Source organism: Halopenitus salinus, from assembly GCF_055397165.1.
The window spans coordinates 2114280-2137227 of sequence record NZ_AP043853.1 but is presented as its reverse complement, the minus strand read 5'-3'; the positions used below and the strand labels follow the sequence as shown (position 1 = coordinate 2137227).

Annotated in this window: 18 protein-coding genes, 1 tRNA gene and 1 pseudogene; 11 read left to right on the top strand and 9 right to left on the bottom strand. The window is 67.4% G+C overall.

Annotated elements, in window-relative coordinates:
• Positions 1-103: 103 nt before the first annotated feature.
• The gene (gatE, locus tag ACZ5YD_RS12530; RefSeq protein ID WP_379744099.1) at positions 104-1972 is read left to right on the top strand and encodes a Glu-tRNA(Gln) amidotransferase subunit GatE; all 1869 of its coding nucleotides are present in this window, start codon (positions 104-106) and stop codon (positions 1970-1972) included.
• 37 nt (positions 1973-2009) lie between these two features.
• Here the strand turns inward: gatE and ACZ5YD_RS12525 are convergent, their stop codons facing one another.
• Complete coding sequence (locus ACZ5YD_RS12525; protein WP_379744101.1) at positions 2010-2492, bottom strand: Lrp/AsnC family transcriptional regulator; 483 nt, start codon at positions 2490-2492, stop codon at positions 2010-2012.
• Between the two features lie 183 nt (positions 2493-2675).
• Between ACZ5YD_RS12525 and ACZ5YD_RS12520 the strand changes: the two genes are divergently transcribed.
• Positions 2676-3611, top strand: a complete 936-nt coding sequence (locus tag ACZ5YD_RS12520) for a DMT family transporter (protein WP_379744103.1) — start codon at positions 2676-2678, stop codon at positions 3609-3611.
• A 4-nt stretch (positions 3612-3615) separates the two neighbouring features.
• On the opposite strand, the gene trmB is transcribed toward ACZ5YD_RS12520, so the two are convergent.
• Both trmB and ACZ5YD_RS12510 read right to left on the bottom strand, forming a co-directional pair.
• Positions 3616-4698, bottom strand: coding sequence for an HTH-type sugar sensing transcriptional regulator TrmB (trmB, locus tag ACZ5YD_RS12515; protein ID WP_379744105.1), 1083 nt, complete (start codon positions 4696-4698; stop codon positions 3616-3618).
• 150 nt (positions 4699-4848) lie between these two features.
• Positions 4849-5589: a proteasome assembly chaperone family protein gene (locus tag ACZ5YD_RS12510; protein ID WP_379744107.1), complete on the bottom strand. Its 741-nt coding sequence runs from the start codon at positions 5587-5589 to the stop codon at positions 4849-4851.
• Positions 5590-5727: 138 nt separating this feature from the next.
• Here ACZ5YD_RS12510 and ACZ5YD_RS12505 point away from each other — a divergent pair, with 138 nt between their 5' ends.
• On the top strand, positions 5728-6849 hold the full coding sequence (locus tag ACZ5YD_RS12505; protein WP_379744109.1) for a mechanosensitive ion channel family protein: 1122 nt from the start codon (positions 5728-5730) through the stop codon (positions 6847-6849).
• Positions 6850-6900: 51 nt separating this feature from the next.
• Here the strand turns inward: ACZ5YD_RS12505 and ACZ5YD_RS12500 are convergent, their stop codons facing one another.
• The gene (locus ACZ5YD_RS12500; protein ID WP_379744111.1) at positions 6901-8622 is read right to left on the bottom strand and encodes a YcaO-like family protein; all 1722 of its coding nucleotides are present in this window, start codon (positions 8620-8622) and stop codon (positions 6901-6903) included.
• Between the two features lie 103 nt (positions 8623-8725).
• The gene (tbsP, locus tag ACZ5YD_RS12495; protein WP_379744113.1) at positions 8726-9538 is read right to left on the bottom strand and encodes a transcriptional regulator TbsP; all 813 of its coding nucleotides are present in this window, start codon (positions 9536-9538) and stop codon (positions 8726-8728) included.
• A gap of 236 nt (positions 9539-9774) precedes the next feature.
• Between tbsP and glyA the strand changes: the two genes are divergently transcribed.
• Positions 9775-11022 (top strand): serine hydroxymethyltransferase, encoded by a 1248-nt coding sequence (glyA, locus tag ACZ5YD_RS12490; protein WP_379744115.1) that lies wholly within the window; start codon positions 9775-9777, stop codon positions 11020-11022.
• Between the two features lie 104 nt (positions 11023-11126).
• On the opposite strand, the gene ACZ5YD_RS12485 is transcribed toward glyA, so the two are convergent.
• Complete coding sequence (locus tag ACZ5YD_RS12485) at positions 11127-11618, bottom strand: CBS domain-containing protein (RefSeq protein WP_379744117.1); 492 nt, start codon at positions 11616-11618, stop codon at positions 11127-11129.
• Positions 11619-11737: 119 nt separating this feature from the next.
• Here ACZ5YD_RS12485 and ACZ5YD_RS12480 point away from each other — a divergent pair, with 119 nt between their 5' ends.
• Positions 11738-12283, top strand: a complete 546-nt coding sequence (locus ACZ5YD_RS12480; RefSeq protein WP_379744119.1) for a DUF1684 domain-containing protein — start codon at positions 11738-11740, stop codon at positions 12281-12283.
• A gap of 15 nt (positions 12284-12298) precedes the next feature.
• On the opposite strand, the gene ACZ5YD_RS12475 is transcribed toward ACZ5YD_RS12480, so the two are convergent.
• Both ACZ5YD_RS12475 and ACZ5YD_RS12470 read right to left on the bottom strand, forming a co-directional pair.
• On the bottom strand, positions 12299-13723 hold the full coding sequence (locus ACZ5YD_RS12475; RefSeq protein ID WP_379744121.1) for an ATP-binding protein: 1425 nt from the start codon (positions 13721-13723) through the stop codon (positions 12299-12301).
• Positions 13724-13832: 109 nt separating this feature from the next.
• The gene (locus ACZ5YD_RS12470) at positions 13833-14288 is read right to left on the bottom strand and encodes a DUF5814 domain-containing protein (RefSeq protein WP_379744123.1); all 456 of its coding nucleotides are present in this window, start codon (positions 14286-14288) and stop codon (positions 13833-13835) included.
• A 123-nt stretch (positions 14289-14411) separates the two neighbouring features.
• Here ACZ5YD_RS12470 and ACZ5YD_RS12465 point away from each other — a divergent pair.
• The 5 genes and pseudogenes from ACZ5YD_RS12465 (at position 14412) to ACZ5YD_RS12445 (ending at position 20588) form a co-directional block, all read left to right on the top strand.
• Positions 14412-14482, top strand: a tRNA-His gene (locus ACZ5YD_RS12465).
• Positions 14483-15026: 544 nt separating this feature from the next.
• Positions 15027-15410, top strand: coding sequence for an HNH endonuclease (locus ACZ5YD_RS12460; RefSeq protein ID WP_379744125.1), 384 nt, complete (start codon positions 15027-15029; stop codon positions 15408-15410).
• 181 nt (positions 15411-15591) lie between these two features.
• A pseudogene (locus ACZ5YD_RS12455) lies at positions 15592-17257 on the top strand (YegP family protein).
• A 45-nt stretch (positions 17258-17302) separates the two neighbouring features.
• Positions 17303-20179, top strand: a complete 2877-nt coding sequence (locus ACZ5YD_RS12450; RefSeq protein WP_379744127.1) for a bacterio-opsin activator domain-containing protein — start codon at positions 17303-17305, stop codon at positions 20177-20179.
• A gap of 214 nt (positions 20180-20393) precedes the next feature.
• Positions 20394-20588: a rubrerythrin-like domain-containing protein gene (locus ACZ5YD_RS12445; RefSeq protein ID WP_379744129.1), complete on the top strand. Its 195-nt coding sequence runs from the start codon at positions 20394-20396 to the stop codon at positions 20586-20588.
• A gap of 48 nt (positions 20589-20636) precedes the next feature.
• On the opposite strand, the gene ACZ5YD_RS12440 is transcribed toward ACZ5YD_RS12445, so the two are convergent.
• On the bottom strand, positions 20637-21851 hold the full coding sequence (locus ACZ5YD_RS12440; RefSeq protein WP_379744131.1) for a CBS domain-containing protein: 1215 nt from the start codon (positions 21849-21851) through the stop codon (positions 20637-20639).
• A 94-nt stretch (positions 21852-21945) separates the two neighbouring features.
• Here ACZ5YD_RS12440 and ACZ5YD_RS12435 point away from each other — a divergent pair, with 94 nt between their 5' ends.
• Positions 21946-22899 (top strand): AEC family transporter, encoded by a 954-nt coding sequence (locus ACZ5YD_RS12435; protein WP_379744133.1) that lies wholly within the window; start codon positions 21946-21948, stop codon positions 22897-22899.
• Positions 22900-22948 lie beyond the last annotated feature (49 nt).

The following is a 22948-nucleotide window of genomic DNA, read 5'->3' as shown; positions in this document are numbered from 1 at the left end:
TGAACGTGATGGTCGATCCCGGCATCATCGTACCTGAACGAGGTAGTCGGTCCGCCGCCCGAACTGCCACCCTTTTTACTTCGGCGAGCCGGAGTCGACGCCAATGAGCGAGTACGACTACGAGGAACTGGGCCTCGTCGCCGGCTTAGAGATCCACCAGCAGCTGGACACGGAGACGAAGCTGTTCTGTGAGTCGCCGACGACGCTTCGCGAGCCCGAGGAGTCCGACCGGGAGATCACCCGGTACCTCCACCCGACGAAGAGCGAGCTCGGCGAGCTCGACGAGGCCGCCCTCGAGGAGAGCCGCGTCGACCGCGAGTTCACCTATCTGGCCTACGACACCACCTGTCTGGTCGAGGAGGACGACGAGCCGCCCCGCCGCGTCGACGAGGAGGCGCTCTCCGTCGCCCTCCAGATCGCGGAACTCCTCGACGTCACCGTCGTCGACGAGGCGCACGTGATGCGCAAGCTCGTCATCGACGGCTCGAACACCTCGGGCTTTCAGCGCACCATGCTGCTCGGCCAGGACGGCGAGATCGAGACCGAGGAGGGCCCCGTCTCGATCGTCGACCTGCTGCTCGAGGAGGAGTCGGCCCAGCGCGTCGAGGAGACCGACGACGGCGTCGTCTACTCGCTCGATCGCCTCGGAATCCCGCTCGTGGAGATCGGCACCGGACCGGACGTCCGCACGCCGAAGCAGGCCCGCGAGGCGGCGGAGCGGATCGGAACCCTGCTTCGGTCGACCGGCTCGGTCAAACGCGGCCTCGGGACGATCCGACAGGACGTCAACGTCTCCATCGCCGAGGGCGCCCGCGTCGAGATCAAGGGGGTACAGGACCTCCAGGGGATCGAGGACATCGTCCGCAACGAGGTCGGCAGGCAGGCCGAGCTCGTTGAGATCGCGGCGGAACTCGACGAGCGCGACGCGTCGGTCGGCGAGACGCGTGACGTCACGGACGTCCTTTCCGACACCGACTCCGGAGTCATCCGGGGCGCGCTCGAGTCCGGGGGGTCGGTGACGGCGGTTCCGCTCTTCGGCTTCGACGGCCTCCTCGGCCGGGAGATCCAGGATGACCGCCGGCTCGGGACCGAGCTCTCCGATCACGCGAAGCGCCACGGCGCGGGCGGGATCTTCCACACGGACGAGCTGCCGGCCTACGGGATCACGGACGGGGAGGTCGCGGCCCTCCGCGAGGCGGTCGGCGCCGGTCCCGAGGACGGGGTGGCGATCGTCGCCGCGGATTCGGAAACCGCCGAGCTCGCGATCGAAGCGGCGGCCGACCGCGCGCGAACCGCCATCGAGGGCGTCCCCGAGGAGACGCGCGACGCGAACGAGGACGGCACGACCCGGTACCTCCGGCCGCTGCCGGGCGCCGCCCGGATGTATCCCGAGACCGACGTTCCGCCGGTCGAGCCCGACCCGAGCGACGTCGAGACGCCGGAGCTGCTCGACGAGAAGGCCGATCGGTACGTGGCGGACTACGACCTCGATCCGGGACTCGCCGAGCAGATCGCCTTCGGCCGGCGGTTTCCCCTGTTCGAGACGGCGGTCGAACGCGGGGTCGATCCGACGTTTGCGGCATCCACCCTCGCGTCGACGACCACGGAACTTCGCCGAAACGACGTGGCGATCGAGCGCGTCGCGGACGAACAGTTCCTCTCGACCATGGAGCTCGTCGAGTCCGGAGAGCTCGCAAAGGAGGGCGCCCCGGAGGTGCTCGCGGAGATCGCGGCCGATCCGACGCTGTCGGCCGAGGAGGCGATCGAGGAGGCGGACCTCGCCGGCGTGGACCGCGAGACCGTCCGCGAGGCCGTCGTGGCGGTCGTCGAGCGCAACGCCGACCAGGTCGAAACGGAGGGCATGGGCGCCTTCTCCGGGCTGATGGGCGAGGCGATGGGCGAACTCCGCGGGAAGGCCGACGGGGAGGTCGTTTCCGAGGTGCTCCGCGAGGAGATCGGCAAGCGGTCGTGACCCGGACGCGAGAGAACGGACCGCCGCCCGCCACGCCTCACTCGGCCAGCTCGTCGATGAGCGTCTCCAGGTCGTAGGTCGCGGGCGCCCGGGACTCCTCGCGCAACGACGAGATGACGAAGGTGGAGTTGGTCCGCTCGACCTCCGGGATCGCCTCGAAGTCCCCTATCAGCCGCTCGACGGCGTCCGACGAGGAGAGCCGAGCGATCACGATGAAGTCGGTCTCGCCCATGGTGAAGAACGCCTGGGTGACTCCCTCGACGTCCAAGAGCTCCTCCGCGACCTCCTCGTAGGGACCGTCGTAGTCCGCGAGCACCTCGACGATGACGGTCACCCCGAGCCCGAGCGCCTCGTGATCGAGGTCGTAGAGGTCGTTCTCGATGACGCCCGCCTCCCGGAGGTTGTTCAGCCGGTAGTGGATCGTGGAGACGGGGATGTCCGTCTCCTCGTGGAGCCGCTCGGGACTGCCCGTTCCGAGGTCGGCGATCGCCTTGAGCAACCGCACGTCGCGTTCGTCCATGTCGGCGGTATGGTCGCGATCCGTATTGATTGTGTGGGCGAGAGAATTGTATCATTCTCCAATCGAACCCCCGATATCGGAATCGATGTCGAACGAGGCACAATTGTTTGATTCTACATGTAGGAAAAGCTCTTTTCGTAAAGATTAGTTTAAATATTTGAATCTCGTTCGATCCAACAACCAATGTCACGTCTTTCGTTGCAGTCATCTCCGGTTGCGGCGGCGAGCGCGTTCGTCCTGCTGGCGGTGCTTTGGGGCGGCTCGTTCGTCGCCATCGAGGTCGGACTGGCGTATTTCCCCCCGCTGCTTTTCGCCGGGATACGGTACCTCCTCGCCGGGGTCGCGGTGCTCGCCTACGCGGCGGTCGTCGCCGACGGGTGGATCCCGACGACCCGCCGGGAGGTCTCGAGCGTCGTCGTCACCGCCGTGTTCGTCATCGCGATCTACCACGGATTCCTCTACGTCGGCGAACAGTACGTTCCGGGAGCGATCGCCGCCGTGATCGTCAGCCTCTCGCCGGTGTTGACGGCGGCCGTCGCCGCGGTGGTCCTCCCGAACGAGCGGGTCGGTCCCGTGGAGGTCGGCGGGTTCCTCCTCGGCATCGTGGGCGTGAGCGTGGTCGCGAACCCCTCAGCCGACGCGCTGGTCTCCACGCAGACGCTCGGGATCCTCCTCGTGTTCTGTAGCGCAGTCGCATTCGCCGTCGGGGCGGTCCTGTTGCGCCCGCTCCGGACGGACTTCCCCGTCGTCGCGCTCCAGGGATGGGGAATGACTCTCGGCGCCGTACTGCTCTTCGCGGGGGCGGGCGCGCTCGGGGAGTCGCCGGGCGACGTCTCCGTCACCCCGACCGCGATCGTCTCGCTCGCGTACCTCTCGGTGCTCTCGGGCGTTCTCGCGTTCCTCATCTACTTCGCGCTCCTGGACGCCGTCGGGCCGACACAGCTCCACCTCGTCGGCTACGCCGAGCCCGTGACGGCCGCGCTCGCGAGCTGGCTCGTCCTCGGCCACCTGATCGAAGGCGACGCGCTCGTCGGTTTCGCGGCGATCCTCGCCGGATTTCTCGTCCTGGAGCGCCACTCGGTCAGGCGGATGCTCGTGAACCGCGGTCGGACCGCGTGACCGGCTACAGCTCCGGCGGCTCCCCGCGGCCGATCACGAGCCGTCGTCCCTCGACGTCCTCCAGGGCGGCGACGCGGCCGCCGATCTCGACGCGGCCGTCGTCGGTCTCGACGACGAGCGCCGCGATCTCCTCGTTGTCCTCGAGCGTGACGCCGACGATCCGGCCGCGAACGGTCACGGCGTCGCCGGTTTCCACGTCGCGACCCTCGACGGTCGCGTAGAGATCGTCGCCGTCTCCGCCGTCTCCGTCGTCGTCGACCGTACCGATCTCGGAGACGTCCTTGACCGCGCGGCGGATCGACGCGTATCGACGCGGGAAGGGCCGGCCGTCGTCGCCCTCGGCGAGGGTCTCCGCGGTCGTCCACAGGACGGTTCCGAAGAACCCGGAGACGAGAAAGCCGAGCGCGGAGCGGTTGAAGATGACGCCGTAGCGCTCGCGCTCGTCGCGGAGGGCGTCCTGGGTGGTATAAAGCGAGTAGGTGCCGTCGCCGACCGCCACCACGGGCGTCGTGATCCCGCGTCGCGCGCGTGCGACGGTGGCGACTGCCGCGTAGTCGTACGAGCCGGGGTTCGGAGCGCGGCTCGCCGGCGTCACGAGCAGCTCGATGCTGACGCCCGCGCGGCGCTTTTCGGCGAGCCGGTCCTCGAAGCGGCGAAGCAGGTCGGGAGTCAAAGAGACCGCGAGTTCGTACTCCGCGGAGTCGATCACGTCCTCGAGGTACCGCAGGATCGTAGACCGCGACTTCACGAGCGAGACCGCCTCCGTCTCCCTGGCCGGTGCGGTATAGCGGGCGGACAGCTCGTCGACGAGCTCCTCCAGGGAGTCGTTGATGTCACCGAACGACTCGGTGGGATCGACGGCGGCGACCTTCATCGGGCGCGACTCGCGAAGCTCCACGAGTCCGCGGTCGGCCAGTCCGCGAACGGTGTCGTAGACGCGGGGCTGCGGGATGTCCGTGTGGTCCGCGATCTCGCTCGCGGTCAGCTCCCCGCGTTCGACGACCGCGAGGTAGGCGTCGATCTCGTAGGCGCCCAGATCGAAGCGGTCGCCGACGTACTCGAGCGTGCCGCGGAGATCGTCGGTCATACCGGGATACTCTCGACGGGGTCGTAAATCGATTACTATACATCGAGTTGCACGCGATTCCGAACTCGGTCCATCCGGGACGGGACTGCGAACCGGAGGCTCCGGGACGAAGCTCCGAACCCTGCCCTCCGGAGAGCGGGCGCGAACGGGTCACATGTACATCCGGTCGTCCGGGAGGTCGGCCTCCCGCTCGTTCATCCGCTCCGCGAGGTCGGCGTAGTACTGGCGGATCTCCTCGGCGAACGCCTCCAGCGGCCCCGAATCCACCTCGAGGTCGTAGACGGTGGAGACCGTCTCGACGAGACGGATGGCGGCCTCGACGTCGGGCACCTGTGCGTGGACGGGGGTGACGTACACGCAGACGCCGAGGGGAGAATCGATCCCGCGCTTCAGGAGGGCGGCGTTCGTTCCGTCGAGGAACCCGGAGTTCATCCCCTCGATATCGCCGTCCGCGAGGCGATGCTCGCGGTAGTCGTCGGTGGCGATGTAGTAGGTGCGGTGACCCTCGGGGCCGTGCGGAACCGGAACGCCGGAGACGACGGCGATCTCCGAGACGTCGTTCGCCTCGGTCCACCCGAGGATCGAGCCCGCAAACGGGTCCCCAAGCGCCGAAGGGACGAAGAGCTCGCCGACGAGCACGGTGAGGTCGACGTCGGGAGCCGAGAACAGCCGAGTGGGATGTCTCGGCGTCCCGTTCTCGAACGGGGTGATCGAGGGGAGCCCCTCGACCTCGATGTGGCCCGTCTCTCGAAGCTCCAGGGCGTCAACGAGGTAGTTCGCCGCCGTGAGCCCCGCGAGCCCGTACGAGGAGAACCCGGCGAGCAGGACGTCCGATGGCGCCGTCTCGTGTGTGACCTCGAAGGTCGGGTTCCGTCGAATCGAGCCGAACATGGGAACCTCTTCGCTCGGTCGTGTCTTAGCAGTTTGGGCGGGTCGCTCCTCGGCGGTTTGGGCGGGAGCCATCGCGGACGGCGACCCCGTCCGTCGCGGCGAGGAAACGCTTTTTCCGGTGGGGGTCACCCATAGGCCATGGGCAACACGGCGGTGGCGCTCGCGTCATCGATCACCGACTCGCTGCCGGCGTGGGCGGACGTCCCGGGCGTCGACGCACTCCTCGCGGTGCTCGTGGCGGTCGCCGGGTTCTGGTTCTCGAAGCTGCTGGTGCGGCTTCTCGGGCGTCCCATCGCGCGGCGGTTCCACCGCCAGAGCGTCGCACAGACCGTCCTCCGTGGCGTCCGGGTCTCGACGATGGTCACGGCGCTGCTGTTGGCCGGCTGGGTCGCCGGGCTGGGCCTCCCCGATCTGGTCCTCTCCGTCACCGTCTTTTCGGCCGTGGTCGGCGTCGTCCTCGCGCCGCTCATCGGGAGCGTCGTGAACGGCCTGTTCGTGCTCGCCGACCAGCCCTTCGAGATCGGCGACATGGTCGAGCTCGACGACGGCACGAGGGGGTTCGTCGACGACATCACGATCCGATATACGAAGGTGTTCACCGTCGACAACACGTTTCTCGTGATCCCGAACGCGAACATGCGCGATCGCGACGTGATCAACTACTCGGCCGAGGACGAGCGGACCCGGCTCTCGCTCGACCTCCTCGTCACCTACGAGTGCGACGTCGACGCGGCGCGGCGGATCATGGAGCGGGCCGCCCGCGACTGCGAGGGCGTGATCAACGGCGGGCCGGACATTCGAATCGGCGCGGCACGCTACGCGGCGGGACCCGACTGCCGGATCGCGGAGTTCGCCGACGACGGAATCCTGCTTCGGCTGCGCTACTGGGCGAAGAAGCCGTACAAGATCCCGAAGCTCGAATCCCAGGTGAACGTCCGGATCCGCGAGCTGATCGCGGACGCCGACGTGGAGATCGCCTACCCGCACCGCCACCTCGTCTTCGACGAGACGAGCGGCGTCGCCCGCGTCGGCGAGCCGCTCGGACCGAAGGCGAACGCGGAGACGGGGACGTCCGCGGAGCCCGCCCCCGAGGACCCGAACGACTCCCGCGGGAACACAAACGACCCAAGCATGGGCGTGAACGACTCCGGCAAGGACGCGAACGACGAGTCGACGTCGAGCGGCGAGCCGACTCGAGAATCGGCCGAGGGGGCCGAGACGAATCCGACCGATGAACGGTCCTCGGGCACGGAGCGCTGAGGAGGAGACCGATCGAACCGTGGAGAGGCCGGTCGAATCGGAAGAGGCCGGTCAGGGGAACGGGTGGTACTCGCGGTCGAGGTCCGGCTCGAACCCCATCGACTCCGGGACGGAGCGGACGCGATCGCCGAAGAACGGGTCGCCGGTGAAAAGCGGCTGTGCCTCGGGAACGAGCACGCGAGCAGCCTCGAAGCCGAGGTGGGCAACGTCGCGCGTCGTCGTTCGGGAGGCGTAAGCCGTCAACCCGCTCTCGGAGAGCCGATCGAGTACGGCATCGAGTTCGGCGGTGCCTTCGAGATCCGGTTCGCCGAGCCCCTCGGCGTCGACCGCGACGTCGGGAGAGAAGAACTCGCGTGTGACCGCGGGGAAGTCGGCGTGGTGGCCGATCGCGGCGCCCTCCTCCGCGGCCGCCTCCGGGCCCATCGACCGAAGCTCCATCCAGTTTTGCAACGCCTCCCCGACGGCCGAGCGGGCGCCTGCCGCGGGATCGAGGTTCGCCGCGGAGCCGGCCGCGAACCGGGGCCACTCGTCCTCCCGATGGACGGCGGCCGCGACGACCGGGACGTCCACGTCGACGGTGGCGAGAAGCGTCGTGACGGAGAGGTCCTCCGCACGCGCTCGCGATTCGAGATCGGAGAGGGTTCCGTGGTCGCCGGAGGGGCTCCCGTCGTCGAGCGACAGCTCGACCGGCTCGATCGTGGAGTACCACGCGATCATCGTCGCGTCGCGCTCGATCGTCTCGTAGAGCCCGGAGAGCGTGGCCTCGATGCCGGAGTTTCCGAGCCCCAGTCCGGTCGTGATCGACGGACGAAACCGGCTCGAGGGGGGCGGAAAGTGGACGAACTCCGCGGGCAGCGAGACCGGATCGCCCGTGTCGAGGCGCTCGCCGGCCACCCACGGGATGGAGCCCACGTCGTCGGGAGCGACCGGCTCGGGGGTCAAAAATCGATCCGGGGGGATCGGGGACTCGAGGTCGTCCGGGCGAGCGTGCTCGAAGTCCTCGTCGCGGTAGACCCCCGCGGCGTAGCGCTCGAGCCCCTCGCCGAGGGCGCGCATGAACGCGGCGTCCCAGTCGACGTCGACGCCGGCGGCGAACTCGGCGGCGCGGACGTCGCTGAACGGGGTCGTATCCGCGATCCGGGAGATGTAGTAGGGGACCGGGAACGACTCGCGCTCGCCGACCTCCGCGACCGGACCGATCCGGTCGTCGACGGCGCGCTGGGCGCGGTCGAGCGCGTCGTCGAGGGGAACGTCCTCGTGATCGCGGGGGATCGACCGCGTTCGGTCGCCGTCAGTGCACGAACAGCCGGGAACCGGAAGCAGGATCCGCTCGTCGCCGGGAACCTCGACGACGGTGTCCGCGACCGGACGGCCGCCGGAGAGGAGGTCGATCGTCCGCCGGCCGGCCACCGCGCCCGCGTACCGCACGGCGGATCGAACGCCGGTCGGCCGGTCCGCCGGCTCGACGTCTCCAGCCTCGACGCGGGCGTGGAGGCAGTCGTAACACGTCTCATCGAAGACGGTGACGGCCGCATCGAGCGGGTCGATCGGGAAGCCGCCGATTCCGCCGACCTCGATCGCGATCCAGCGGTCGAGCGCGTCGTCGACCGTCCGGAAGGCCGGGTCGCCGGTCGTTCCGGCGACGACCGCCACCGACAACGACTCGAGCACGGCCGGATCCGGATCGACGGGGAAGACGTTGACGCCGACGTCCGAGAGCGCGGCCTCAACCGCCTCTATCGCGGGACCGTCGCCGACGAGACCGATATCCATATCCGTGCCACGGCGGGCGAAGGGAAAGGCGTTCGGAAGGGTCCATGCGCTCGAAAGGGGCCATGCGTTCGGGGAACTCCATGCGTTCGAAACGACGTCGATCTCACCCGAGGACGTCCGACGCCGCGGCGGCGAATCGGTCCGCCGGGAGGTCGGCCAGTCGATCGTCGCCGAGCTTGAGCCGCAGACGCGGACGGCCGACGTCGATGGGGACCTTCTCCGTGTCGATCACGCCGTCGTCCTCGAGGTCGGTCTTCGTCCGCGAGAAGGTGGCCTTGGAGGCGATCCCGACGTCCTCGCCCCACTTCGAGAGGTCATAGAGCAGCACCTCGTTTCGCGCGGCCACGAGCAGCGCGATCGTCACGGCGTCGAGAACGTCCGCGTCCCCGTCGCCGCCGGCGACGGCGTCGAGGATCGCATCGAAGTCGTCTCGAACGTCCTCGCCGAGCGCGTCGGCCATCGTCTCACGGACCTGGCCGATCGCGGGAGTCCGGAGCCGATACGCCGTCGCCTCCTCGAACCGCTTTCGGTAGCTCGAGGCGACCGCGTCGACGAACTCCCCGTCGTCGCTCGAGAGCGCAGCCGTGCGGTCGGCGACATCGACGACGGCGAGTACCCGGTCGTCGGAGACGAAGAGGGCGTTCTCAGCGGGCGACTCGAGCGTTCGCAACGAGAGGGCCTCCCGATCCACGAACTCCGCGATCGTCGAGGCGATCGGGAACGTCGAAAGCGCGTCCTTGAGTGCGTCCTCGTCCGCGAGGAGCAACAGTCGGGGAATCGACTCCCGGTCGGGGTCGACGTCGGCGATCGAAGCGATCGTGTCCACGGAGGGATCGACAACGAGCACCTCCGTCGTCGTGGGAAACGCCGTAGAGAGGATCCCCTCGAGATCCGGTTCGAGTAGGCTCGAGGCCATCGGTGTCGTAGTATGTCCGCCTCGTTGTTACTTAATCTTATGCCCGAGAGACGTATATCATCCGAAGATTCGGTGAAAAAACCGATATCGAGGCCCGAGGACGGCGATGCACACGAGACACCTCCGGAGCCGAGAGAGCGAGGAGCGACGTCGGCGGAGGAGACCGGACACGGAGGCGATTCACGGTCCCGGACCGGACGGACAGGCTTATTGTCGCGTCTCACGCGGAATTCAATATGGAGTACGACCAGGTTAGGGAGGTCGATCCGGCGGTCGCTGACGCGCTCGCGGGCGAACTCGAGAGACAGGAACGAACCCTCGCGATGATCGCGAGCGAGAACCACGCGAGCGAGGCGGTCCTCGAGGCGCAAGGGAGCGTGTTGACGAACAAGTACGCGGAAGGCTATCCGGAATCGCGGTATTACGCCGGCTGTGAGTACGCCGACGACGTCGAGCAGCTCGCCATCGATCGGGCGAAGGAGCTGTGGGGGGCCGACCACGTCAACGTACAGCCGCACTCGGGGACGCAGGCGAACCAGGCCGTCTACTTCGCCATGTTGGATCCCGGCGACCGGATCCTCTCGTTGGATCTCACCCACGGCGGCCACCTCTCACACGGCCACCCCGCGAACTTCGTGGGACAGCTCTACGACGTCGAACAGTACGAGATCGATCCCGAGACGGGGTACATCGACTACGACGCGCTCCGCGATCTGGCGGAGTCGTTCGATCCCGACGTCATCGTCTCGGGGTACTCCGCGTACCCGCGGGAGGTCGAGTGGGAGCGGATCCAGGAGGCGGCCGACGAGGTCGACGCCTACCACCTCGCCGACATCGCCCACATCACGGGACTCGTGGCGGCAGGCGTCCACTCCTCGCCGGTCGGCGTCGCCGACTTCGTCACCGGCTCGACCCACAAGACGATCCGGGCCGGTCGCGGCGGGATCGTCATGTGTGACGAGGAGTACGCCGATGCCATCGACAAGGCGGTCTTCCCGGGCGGTCAAGGCGGCCCGCTCATGCACAACGTCGCCGGCAAGGCGGTCGGCTTCGGGGAGGCCCTCGAGCCGGAGTTCACCGAGTACGCGGAGCAGGTCGTCGAGAACGCGGAGGCGCTCGGCGAGCGACTGGCCGAGCACGGTCTCTCGCTCGTCTCTGACGGAACCGACACCCACCTCGTGCTCGTCGACCTGCGGGAGTCACACCCCGACCTGACCGGCGGCGATGCCGAGGACGCGCTCGCGGCGGCGAACATCGTGCTCAACGCGAACACCGTGCCCGGCGAGACCCGCTCGGCGTTCAACCCCTCCGGGATCCGCGCCGGGACGGCCGCCCTCACGACCCGCGGGTTCGGCACCGAGGAGATGCGCGAGGTCGCAGACCTCATCTACCGCGTCGTCGACGACCACGACTCCGAGGACGTCATCTACGAGGTCGGCGAGCGCGTCGACGAGCTGTGTGGACAGTACCCGCTGTACGAGTGAGCGCACGGCGACGCCGTGCTACTGGCCGCAAACGGCGGTCGTTTTGACCGGCCTCGATCTCGACCGGCCTCGACCGACGGTGAGACGGCCGACTCGGACGGCGATCACGCCAGCCGATCGTCTCTGAACGCGCGGATGACGTCCTGGCGTGCGATGATCCCCACGATCCGGCCCTCCTCGTCGACGACCGGGATCCGGTTGACGTCCGGGTCGCCCGAGAGGTGATCGAGGACGACTTCGACGTCGGTCTCCGGGGTCACCGTGACGACCGCCGTCGTCATCACCTCCGAGACGGGGCGTCCGGACTCCCGGACGAAGTCGATTCCCGTCTCGATCTCGCTCCAGGGAACGTCGATCTGATAGGTCAGCGTGTCCACGAACGGGGGCAGACCGATCGGTATCCAGAGCGTCTCGTCCTCCGGTTCGAACAGGTCGACGAGATCGGACTCGGTGACGATGCCCAGGACGACGTCGTCATCGCCGACGACGGGGAATCCAGAGAACTCGACGCGAGCGAACCGCTTGAGCACGTCTGAGACGTCGTCGTCGGGCGAGACGGTCTGGACGTCCTCGACCATCAGATCGCGGGCCTGCATGCCGGAGGGATCGACCGCGGGGGAGGTAAGTCTTCGGCGATCGGTCTTCGAGCGGGTCGTTCCGATGTTCGACCACGTCGATCCGGCCCCTCAAGCGCTTCGAGACGCTAACGCGATCCATGAGCGACGGTTACACGAGTCGCCTCGAGGAGAGTCGAGCCGAAAAGGACGAGTTCTTCGCCGAACACCCACAGTCGCCGATCCCCCCGGAGGACCGCGAATCGTTCGACGGGCTCCGATACTTCGATCCGGATCCGGACCATCGCGTCGAGGCAACGGTCCGTGTCCACGACGATCCCGAACCGGTGGAAATGGAGACGACCGCCGGACCGAACGTCCGCTATCTCCGCGTCATGAGCTTCGAGTTCGAGCTGGACGGCGAGACGCACACGCTGTCCGCGTACCGTCAAGAGACCGAGGAGGATGCCGTGCTTTTCGTCCCGTTCCGGGACAAGACGACGGGCCAGGAGACCTACCGCCACGGGCGGTACATCGAACTCGAGCCCGAGACGGAGCCGACCGACGGCGACCGGGTCGTCATCGACTTCAATCTCGCGTACAACCCGTTTTGTGCCTACAGCGAGACCTTCTCGTGTCCGCTCGCGCCCGAGGAGAACTGGCTCGAGACGGAGATCCGCGCCGGCGAACGAACCCTCACCGAGTGAGGATCGATCGGCCCTTCAGTGGTCGTGAGCGTGATCGCTGCCGTGATCGTGAGCGTCGTCGTGATCGTGAGCGTCGTCGTGGTCGGGATCGCCGCCGTGGTCGCCTCCCGCCGTCTCTCCACCGTCGCCGGCGACCGCCGCGCCCTTCCCGTCGATCATGTCCATGTTCTTCAGGTTGTCCCGCTCCTCGAAGTCGGCGACGGCCTGCATCACGTCGTCCTGTGTCAGCGTCGTCCGCTCCTCGGTGAGCGCCTGCAGGACCGCCTCACGAAGGACCATCCGGAGGTCGGAGCCGGTGAGTCCCGACGTCCGCTCTGCGACCTCCTCGGGATCGAAGTCGGCGATGTCCATCTCGCGGGTGACGATCCGGAGGATGTCGGCGCGCATCTCCCGGTCGGGCTTCGGGAAGTTGATGATCTCGTCGAACCGCCGCCAGGCGGCGGCGTCGAGCTGATCCGGATGGTTGGTCGCGCCGATGAGGAGCACCTCGTCGCGGATGAGCGAGATGTCGTCGATCGACTTGAGCAGGGTGTTCACCGCCCGCTTTAACGCGGCGTGTTCGTCGGACCGGCGCGTCTTGGCGACCGAGTCGAACTCGTCGATGAAGAGGATACACGGCGAGAGCCGCTTTGCCACCTCGAAGGTCTTCTCGACGTTCTTCGCCGTCTCGCCGAGGTACTGGCTCGTGATCATCGACAGCTTCACCTCGACGAACGGCAGTCCCAGCTCGTGTGCGAGGGCTCGGGAGATGGTCGTCTTGCCTGTCCCCGGCGGACCGACGAACAGGAGCTTGCCGATCTCCCGGAGGCCGATGCTGGCGAGGTACTCGCGGTGTTCGATCGCCTTGACGATCTTCGTGACCTCCCCCTCCTGGTCGGCGGTCAACACGAGGTCCTCGAGGGTCGTCTCGATCTCCTCGGGCGCCCGAACGTTGACGAGATCGAGCATCTCCGCGTCCTCGTCCTCGTCGAAGTACTCCGCCAGCAGCGCGTCGATCCAGACGCGGTCGGCGTGTATCGGTCGCGTGTTCTCGCGTGCCTCCTCGTGGGTCACCGTCGTCTCGAGGTCCTCGCGGTCCTCGATGGCCGCGGCCAGGGTCGGGTTCGTCTCGACCCGATCGGCGTCGGCCCGCTCGTGGACCCACTCGATCGCCATTCCGGGCTGGGTGAGCGAGATCTCCCCGGAGAAGTCCGTTCGCTGGGTGAAGAGCAGATCCGAAACCGCCTCCCAGGGGCGATCGACGCCCGTCGCCGTTCGCACGTTCTCGTCGGTCGCCTTGATCGGGCGATCGACGCCGCCCGGGCCGTCCTCGCCCGGGCGATCGCTCCAGAAGACCTCGCGGAACCGTGGCGGCAGATCGTTCTCCTCGAGGTCCCGGTCTTCCGTGTACAGATGTGTCGTCAGGACGAATTCGACCACGTCGAGGGCCGGGTCACTCATCCCGAACTAGTTGGATCGGCCCGCGTTTAAGCGCATCGAACCACGGCGTCATCGTCGCCCGATACGTGTCCTCGTCCCATACGTGTCGTTGTCCGGGCCGCCTCGGACGCTACCCGGAAAGGTCGCGCTTCGCCTGTCGAGCCCGCTCTGCCGTCCCCGCGTCGCCCTCGACGTCCGCGAGCGTCTCGACCGCCTCCATCGTTCGGATCGAGTCGTCGAGGAACGACCGGACGTCGCCGGTGTAGGCGTAGACCATGTAGTCGTCGGTCATCACGTCGACGATCCGGTCCGGTCCGAGGCCCTCCGCGCGAAGCTCCAGCAGGTACCGCGTGAACTTCCGTTCGGGACAGCCGCAGTAGGGGTTTTGATCGCAGTCGCAATCGAGGAAGTCCTCGGCGAAATCGAGCACTCGATCGCGGGTCGCGGAGTCGAGCTCGGCGATCCCGTCGCCGGTGAAGACGAGATCGAGGGTCGCCCCGGAGAAGGCTCCACGCGGGACGTTCGCCTCCAGCTGGGAGGCGATCTGCCGGTGGTTCTTCAGGTAGATCTTGTCGGTGATGGCCACGCGTGGAGGCGATAGGCGCCGATCGAGTAAAAGCCCGGTGGTGTTCCCCGTGTGCGGGGAAAGCGCATGGGGACGCGGAGTCGTAACGTATATCACCTCCAACCCGATAGATGAGGATGCGTGTCCGGGCTGGGGTAGTGGCATCCTACAGGCTTGTGGTGCCTGTGAGGCGGGTTCAATTCTCGCGCCCGGACCTGTAATTAATCTAATACCATATCGATTCACCCCCGATCGTGTTGTGGTTCTTCCGAAACGGTTCACTTTCACCGTCTGGTCGAGATTAATATCGGATGGGTAGATACCGATCGTATGGCTCACGACTGCCCGACGTGTGATCGATCGTTCGAGAGTACACGCGGCCTCGGCGTTCACCACTCGCATGCACACGATGAACGATTACCGAACCGAACGTGTGGGAACTGCGGGGAACGATTCCACTCTCCTCACGAACGGAAATATTGTTCCGAGGAGTGTTTGCGGGCCGCGAGCCCGTACGCTGGCGAGAAGAACGGAAACTATCGGGGAGCCCGGGATGAGTCGATCTGTGAACTGTGTGAGTCCGCCTTCGAGTATTACCCATCCGAAAAGCCCGGCCGGTTCTGTTCACGCTGCGTCGAGACGCGCCAATGGCGTGACCTTCCGGACGTAGAGGGAGAGCTGAATCCGCGGTGGAAGGGCGGGAAGCGCGAGATCGATTGTCATCATTGCGGGACCGCCATCGAGCGGTACCCTTCGGCGGTGACGGACGGGCGGAACTTCTGTTCGATCGAGTGCCGATCGAACTGGCTCTCCGAGCGGTTCGCGGGGGAGGGACACCCGAACTGGACCGGCGGTTCGGACCACAGCTACGGACCCGGGTGGGCCGCGGTTCGGCGTCGCGCGCTCGAGCGGGACGGACACGCCTGCGTGCTCTGTGGGGCGACCCGGGCGGAGATCGGACGTAACCCCGACGTCCATCACCTGATCCCGGTGCGACTGTTCGCGGGCTCGCCTCGCCACGCGATCGCGGACGCACACCACCTCGGCAACGTTGTCTCGCTCTGTGTCGGCTGCCATCGACGCGCGGAGTACGGTCGCGTTCGCGAGGTCCGCCTCCGTGAGGCCGCCGGGCTGACCGGCTGATCGTCGGCGCGACCTATCGCCTCTCGGATCGACCTATCTACCGTCGGATCGGTCGGGTGGCCGCCGGACTGATCGATCGTCGTATTCGTCGACTGATCGATGGATCGATCATTCACCGTTTGACTCTCGTATCCCTACACCTGCCAGTAGGGTTATCCCGTTTCGAGACAATTAATAGCACATGTCTGACTCGAAACCGTCGGGGACGCTCTCCGAACTCTATCGAACGCGGATCGGAACGCCGCGGACCGACGACGAGGTGCGCGGGTACTGGCTCTTCGCCCTCGGCGTGATCCTCACGCTGTTGGGGGTCGTCGTCTACGCGTACAGCAACGCGGTCGACTCGGCGGCCGTGAACTACACGTACCGCCAGTACGGCGTCGTCCTCAGCGGGATCGGCGCGCCGCTGGTCATGCTCGGCTCGATCGTTCGGTTTCCGCTTCGACGGACCGCGACGACGCTCGCGTCCGTCGGCGTCGCGTTGTGTGTCATCGCGGTGGCGTGGTTCATCGCCGTCTATCCCGGCGGGTGGCAGCCGGGCGTCGGTCGCGTCGACGTGATGGGACTGTACGCGCTCGGCGTCGTGCTCATCGGACTGGCCGGGGCGGTCGTCCCGCTCGTCACCGATCCGGTAGACGTGGCACACGCGGCGCTTCAGGAGTCCGCCGCCGAGACGTCCGCCGAGCTGGACGAGACGGAGACGGAACTCGAGGAGACCCAAACGCGCGTTCGCGAGCTCGAGGAGGAGAACGCTGCGACGACGGCACAGCTGGAAACGCTTCGGACGAGCCGGGCCCGGTTCGAGCTGTACGAGGACGCCGGCGGAAAGCACCGCTGGCGGCTCCGCCACCGGAACGGCAACGTCATCGCCGACTCCGGACAGGGATACGCCTCCCGACAGAAGTCCCAACAGGGCATGCACAGCGTCATGCGGAACGCGCTCGGGGCCGGAGTGTTGCGGATCGATCCGGAGGAGATGGCCGGCGACGAACCGGAGCCGGCCGACGCCGACGAGCCGGAGCTCGCCGTCCCCGACGAGCCGGCCGAGAGTCGGGCGAGCTTCGAGCTCTATGCGGATTCGGCCGACGAGTGGCGCTGGCGGCTTCGCCACGACAACGGCAACGTCATCGCGGACTCGGGCGAGGGGTACGCCTCCCGTTCGAACGCGATGCGATCGATGAACCGGGTTCGCTCGCACGTCGCCGGCGCCGACTACCTGCGTATCGACCCCGCGGCCTTCGAGCTGTATCGTGATTCTTCGGGGAAATACCGCTGGCGACTGCTCCACGAGAACGGGTCCATCCTGGCCGACTCGGGGCAGGGATACGCCTCCCGGGCGAAGGCGCGCCAGGGCGTAGAGAGCGTTCGGTCGAACGTCGCCGACGCGGAAACCGAGGTGATCGAGGAGTGACCCCCCTCGGTCCTCGACCGCCTCGAACGGCGAGAACAGTTATCCCCCTCGACGCCGACTTCCCGGGTGCACCATGAGCGCGACCTTCGAGGTCTACGAGGACGCGGCCGACGAGTGGCGCTGGCGCCTCCGGCACCGGAACGGCAACATCATCGCCGACTCGGGGGAGGGATACGCCTCGCGGTCGGGCGTCGAGGACGCCGTCGAGCGCGCCAAGGAGTACGCCCCCGACGCCGACGTACTCGACGTCGGGGACGCGGCCTTCGAGATCTACGAGGACGCGGCCGACGAGTGGCGCTGGCGCCTCCGGCACCGAAACGGGAACGTTCTCGCCGACTCGGGAGAGGGGTACACCTCGCGGTCGGCCGCGGTCGACGCCGTCGACGGCGTCAAACGGAACGCGCCGGACGCCGACGAGACGGAAACGGACGAGTAGTTCCCGTCCGGAGTCTTGAACCGTCTCGGGGATCGATCCCCGATGATGGATCGCTCATTCGATTCGCCGGACGCCCCGCGGCTCCTCCTCGCCGGAACCGCGGAGTGGCTCGGCCCGTTCGCGGAGGCGGCCGAGGAAGGGATCGGCGCACGGACGCGGATCGCCTCCTCGCTCGCCGAGGCCCGTTCGGCGTCCCGCGCGGGGTCGATCGACTGCGTGCTCGCGGCTGATCGCCTCTCGGATGCGACCGGGATCGAACTCCTCCGGTCGATCCGCGAGGACGACCCCGCCCTTCCCGTCGTCTTCGCCCCCACGGATGGCTCCGAGGCGCTCGCGAGCGAGGCCGTCGAGGCGGGCGTCTCGGAGTACGTTCCGCTCTCGATCCCGAACGAGGACGCGTTCGGCGAGCTGCTCGGCCGGATCGAGGCCGGCCTCGAGTCGGCGCGCCTCGAGCAGGACCGCCGCGAACGGGCCGAGGGGTTCGACGCGATCGTCGAGGACGAACGGACCGCGACGTGGGTTCTCGATCCTGACGGTACGCTCCGTCGTGCGAACCGAACCGCGCGCGAGCTCGCAGCCCCCGACGCGGGAGACGTCTCTCCCGGTCGGTCGTTCCCCTCCCTGCTCCCGTGGTCGCGCGACGGGCAGCTCCAGTCCGACGTCGAACGTGTTCTCGAGCGTGCTCGCGGCGGTGACTTCTCCACGGCAGTCCTCACGGACGTGCCGGGACGCGACGACGGGGACGCTCACGTCATGGAACTCTCCGCGCGCCCGATAGAGACGAGTCGAGGAACGATCGCGTCCGTCCTGGTCGAGGGCGTCGACGTCACCGAGCGCGTCGAGCTCGAACGCGATCTGCGCCGGTCCGAACGGCTCCACCGAGTCACGCTCAACAACATGACCGACACCGTCCTCATCACCGACGAGGACGGCGAGTACACCTACGTCTGCCCGAACGTTCACTTCGTCTTCGGCTACTCGGCCGCGGAGATACGCGAGCTCGGAACGATCGACGAGCTCCTCGGCGAGGACCTCTTCGACCGCGAGGAGCTGGCCGAGCGGGGCGTGTTGAAGAACATCGAGTGTACCGCCACCGACAGGGCCGGACGCGAGCACGTCCTGCTCGTCAACGTCCGGGAGGTGTCGATCCAGGGCGGAACACTCCTGTACAGCTGTCGGGACGTGACCGAACGAAAACGCCGCGAGGAGGCGCTTGCGACCCTCCAGAACACGGCTCGCGAGTTTCTGTATGCGGAGACGCATCCGGAGATCGCGGCCCGCGTCGTCGAGGACGTTCCCGGCTCCCTCGACCTCGACGCCAGCGCCGTCTTCCTGTTCGGCCCCGACGGAAACCGGCTTCGGCCGACCGCGGTCTCCGCGGGCATGGAACGAGCCGTCGGGTCGCTTCCGGAGATCCCGCTTGACGCCGACGGACCGGTCACCCGGAGCTTCCTCGAGGACGAATCCCGGTTTCTCGAGGACGACCGCGACATCGACGTCGGCGGGGATCCGACGACGGAGCTCGCGAGCGCCGGGTACATCCCGCTCGGCGAGCACGGCGTGTTCGTCGTCGGATCGTCGAACGTCGGGGCGTTCGACGAGATCCGCCGCGAGATCGCCGACCTGCTCGCCGCGACCGCGGAGGCTGCCCTCGACCGCGTGAGCCGCGAGCGTCGTCTGCGCGAGCAGGACCGTTCACTCAAGCGTCGAAACGAGGACCTCCGGGCGGTGAACCGGATCAACGAGACGATCCGCGCCATCGATCGGGCGCTCGTCGAGGCGGAAACCCGCGAGGAGATCGACCACGCGGTCTGTGAGCTTCTCACCGCCGAGGACCGGTTCCGGTTCGCCTGGATCGGGGAGATCGATCCGTCCACGGAAACGGTGGTCTCTCGCGCGTGGGCGGGCGAGGAGCGCGGGTACCTCGACGATCAGACGATCGACGTCGGGCTCGAAGGGACCGAACCGGCGGGCCGTACCGCCTCGACGCGGGAGACGACGGCGGTGGCGAACGTCGCCGACCGGCTTCGCGAGGAGCGGTGGCGGACGGACGCGCTCGCGTGTGACTTCCGGTCCGTGGTGAGCGTTCCCCTCGACTACAACGACGTCTCCTACGGCGTGTTGACCGTCTACGCCGACGCCCGCGACGCTTTCGATGAGACCACCCGCGAGGTGCTCGCGGAGCTCGCCGGAACGATCGCCTCGGCGACGAGCGCGATCGAGCGACGAAACGCGCTCGTGACCTCCTCCGCGGTCCGTCTCGAGTTCGAGATCCCGGACGCGACGTTCGTGTGCTCCCGGCTCGCGGAGGCGGCGTCCTGTACGATCGCCTACCGCGGCGGCGTTCGACAGACCGCGGCGGGAAGCGACGTCTTCGTCGAGATCGAGGATGCGCCCGTGGACCGGGTCGAGACCGCCGCGGCGGGCGTCCTCGGCGTGGAATCGGTCGATCGAGTGAGCGAGGACGACGACGGCGGCGTGCTACGGCTTCGACTGTCCGGGTCGTTCCCCGCGCTGGAGCTTGCAGACCACGGTGCCGTGCTTCGTGAGGCCTCAGCCACGCCCGATTCGACCGCGATCGTGGTCGAGATCGCGGAGAACGGGGACCTCAGACACGCCACCGACCTCATCACGGAGCTGTTCGGCGAGGGCGAACTCCGGTCGAAACGGACGATCGACCGGTCGCCGGGCCACCTCCGGTCGCGAGCCTTCGATCGGCTGACGGATCGCCAACTCGAGGTGGTGCGGACGGCCTACTACAGCGGGTTCTTCGAGTCGCCGCGTGAGAACACCGGCGAGGACGTCGCCGAGATGCTCGACATCTCCCCGACCGCCTTCTACCGCCACGTTCGCACGGTCGATCGAACGCTGCTCGGGCTGCTCTTCGACGGGTTCGATCCGGTCTCGACCTCGCAGCCGTGAGGAAATCGTCGGCGCGCCGGGGGCCGGTTATCGACGGAGAGATGTGGTGAGGAGGGTGGGAGAAGAGGGTGGGAGGAGAATGGGAGGAGGGTGGGAGAAGAGGGTGGGAGGAGAATGGGAGGAGGATGAGAGGGGGGAGGGGGTTTAGCATCAAACCCCCTAGTCGATCTGGGGTTGAAATACGAACCAACCCATATTTCCTTATACACCTTGTATGATTCCCCAGATCGTCACCACCACGGCAAGGGGTGGCGGACACCTACCCATGATCGACGTCGAACACCACGACGACCAGGATCGAACCTACGAGTGTTTCGAGTGCGGCGAGGTGATTCCCTCCGAGGAGCAGCCCTCCATCTGTCCGAACTGTGGCGGGTCGCTTCGTAATCGACACGTACCGGTCGAGTGAGCGGCCGACCGCGCGAGCGACCACGCAAGCAGTCGAAGGGGCAGGCGATCACGGGATCGAGTTCGTCGAGGGGCCGCCTCCCAACGATCGTTGGACGATCGCGTCCGGCGGGCCGCTCGACTGGATGACGTTGAACGCCGTCATCAGATCCGTCCGGGAGATGAGTCCGACGAGCTCGCCGGATTCGTCCATCACGGGAAGTCGACCGACGTCGTTTCGCTGCATCGTCTGTATTGCCTCCATCGCGTCCGTCTCCGGCGTCACCGTCACGACGTCGGTTTCCATCACGTCCTCGACGCGATACGCGTCTCGTTCGACCTCCTTGACCTCGCGGGCGTCGGAGAGCGTCACCATGCCCACGAGCGAGTCGCCCCGCATCACGGGATAGCCCGTGTGGCGTTCGCGGAACATCCGGTCCATCAGCTCCGCGACCGTCGTCTCCTCGGCGACGACGTCGAGCTCCGAACGGGGAGTCATCACGTCGGCGACCGTGACGTCCTCGAACGCGGCCGCGAGCGTGGTCTGTTGGGCCTCCCCGGAGGCGGCGATGTAGATGAACAGCGCGAGGAAGATGAGGAACCAGTTCGAGAACAGCCCCACGACCGCGAGCATGAACGCGAACACCTTCCCGATCGAGGCGGCACGCTGGGTGGCGACGGCGTGTGGCATGTTCCGGGCCAGCAGCGCTCGAAGCACCCGTCCGCCGTCCATCGGAAACGCCGGAAGCATGTTGAACACGGCGAGCACGACGTTCAACACGGCGAGGTAACCGACGACGAACCGGACGGCGGAGACGCCGCCGGCGATCCCCAACGCGTCCTGTGGCAGTCCGCTCGTCGCCACGATCGCGACGTAACAGACGACGCCGACGCCAATGGAGACGATCGGGCCCGCGATCGCGATCCAGAACTCGTGTCTCCAGTCGTCCGGGATGTCCGCGAAGTTGGCGAGCCCGCCGAGCAGCCACAGCGTGATCGAGTCGATCTCGTAGCCGTACCGCATCGCGACGATCGAGTGGCCGAGCTCGTGAAGCAGGACGCCGACGAACAGGCCGACGACGGAGGCGAACCCGAGTATCCACGGGAGATAGCCCTCCTCGAGCAGCGCCACGTCGATCTCGGCGGGCAGCGTCCCGCCGATCATCCCGGCGATCACCGACACGTCACGTCCGATCAGGAAGGCGAAAAGCGGGAGAACGAGAAGGAACGTCCAATTGAGTCGGATCGGTATTCCGAACGCGCTCCCGATCTGGATGCCTCGCATGTCCGTTCCTTCGACGCCATCACGTAAAAGCGTGGAGGCACGCAGGGCCCGTTTCCGATCACTTTTTATCCGAACCGGCACACGCCGCGTACGGATGTCGATCGTCTCCGCGTTCACCTCCGCCATTCTCCCCATACTCGCGATCATGGGGCTTGGTTACCTGCTCTCCGAGACGCTCGATATCGCTCTCAAGCCACTCAACGACGTCGCGCTCTACGCCTTCCTGCCGGCGCTCGTCTTCCACAATCTCGCCACGACGTCGCTCGGCGGGGCCGTTCTCCTCAAGGTGGTGATGGGCGTCGTCGCGTTCGTCGCCGCGATGTGGACGGTCGCCGAGGTCGTCGGCCGCACCGCGGAGATCGCAGAGCCGTTTCGAAGCGCCGACGTGCTCGCCGCGATGTTTCCGAACGCGGGGTTTTACGGCGTTCCGCTGGCCGCCTTCGCGTTCGGCGAGGCCGGCCGGACGACGGCCATCCTGTGGATGACGCTCCAGTCGTTTCTGATGTACACGGTCGGCGTCTACGTCGCCTCGCGGGGCGGAGGCGAGACCGGGTGGGGCGCGGTCGGCTCCGTCTTCCGGCTCCCGCTCATATACGCGATCCTCCTCGCCCTGATCGCGAGGGTGGCGGACGTCGTTCCGTCGGAGACGGGCGTGGCGATGCAGACCGTCCAGATGATCGGCGAGGCGTCGATCCCCCTCATGCTCGTCGTCGTCGGCATTCGACTGGCCGAGATGGAACACACGTCCTTTTCCGGCGCCATCTCCCCGTCCGTCCTTCGGCTGTTCGTGGCCCCGGCGGTGGCTCTCGCCGTCGCGCTGGCGTTGGCGTTCGACGATCCCACGATCGCTCGAACGTTCGTCGTCCTGTCGGCGACCCCGGTCGCGGTGGTCCCGCTCGCGCTGGTCATCACCTACAGCGACGACCCCGGCCGTGACGGGCGGGCGGCCTCCGAACACCTCACCACGACCATCTTCGTGACCACGCTGGCCAGCGTTCCGGTGCTCACGGTGCTCATCACCGTGATGCAGTCCGGAGCGATCGTTTGAGCCCGCGACCGCCGCGGCGGGGTCGCCGCGACCGTCGTCGGTCGTGTTA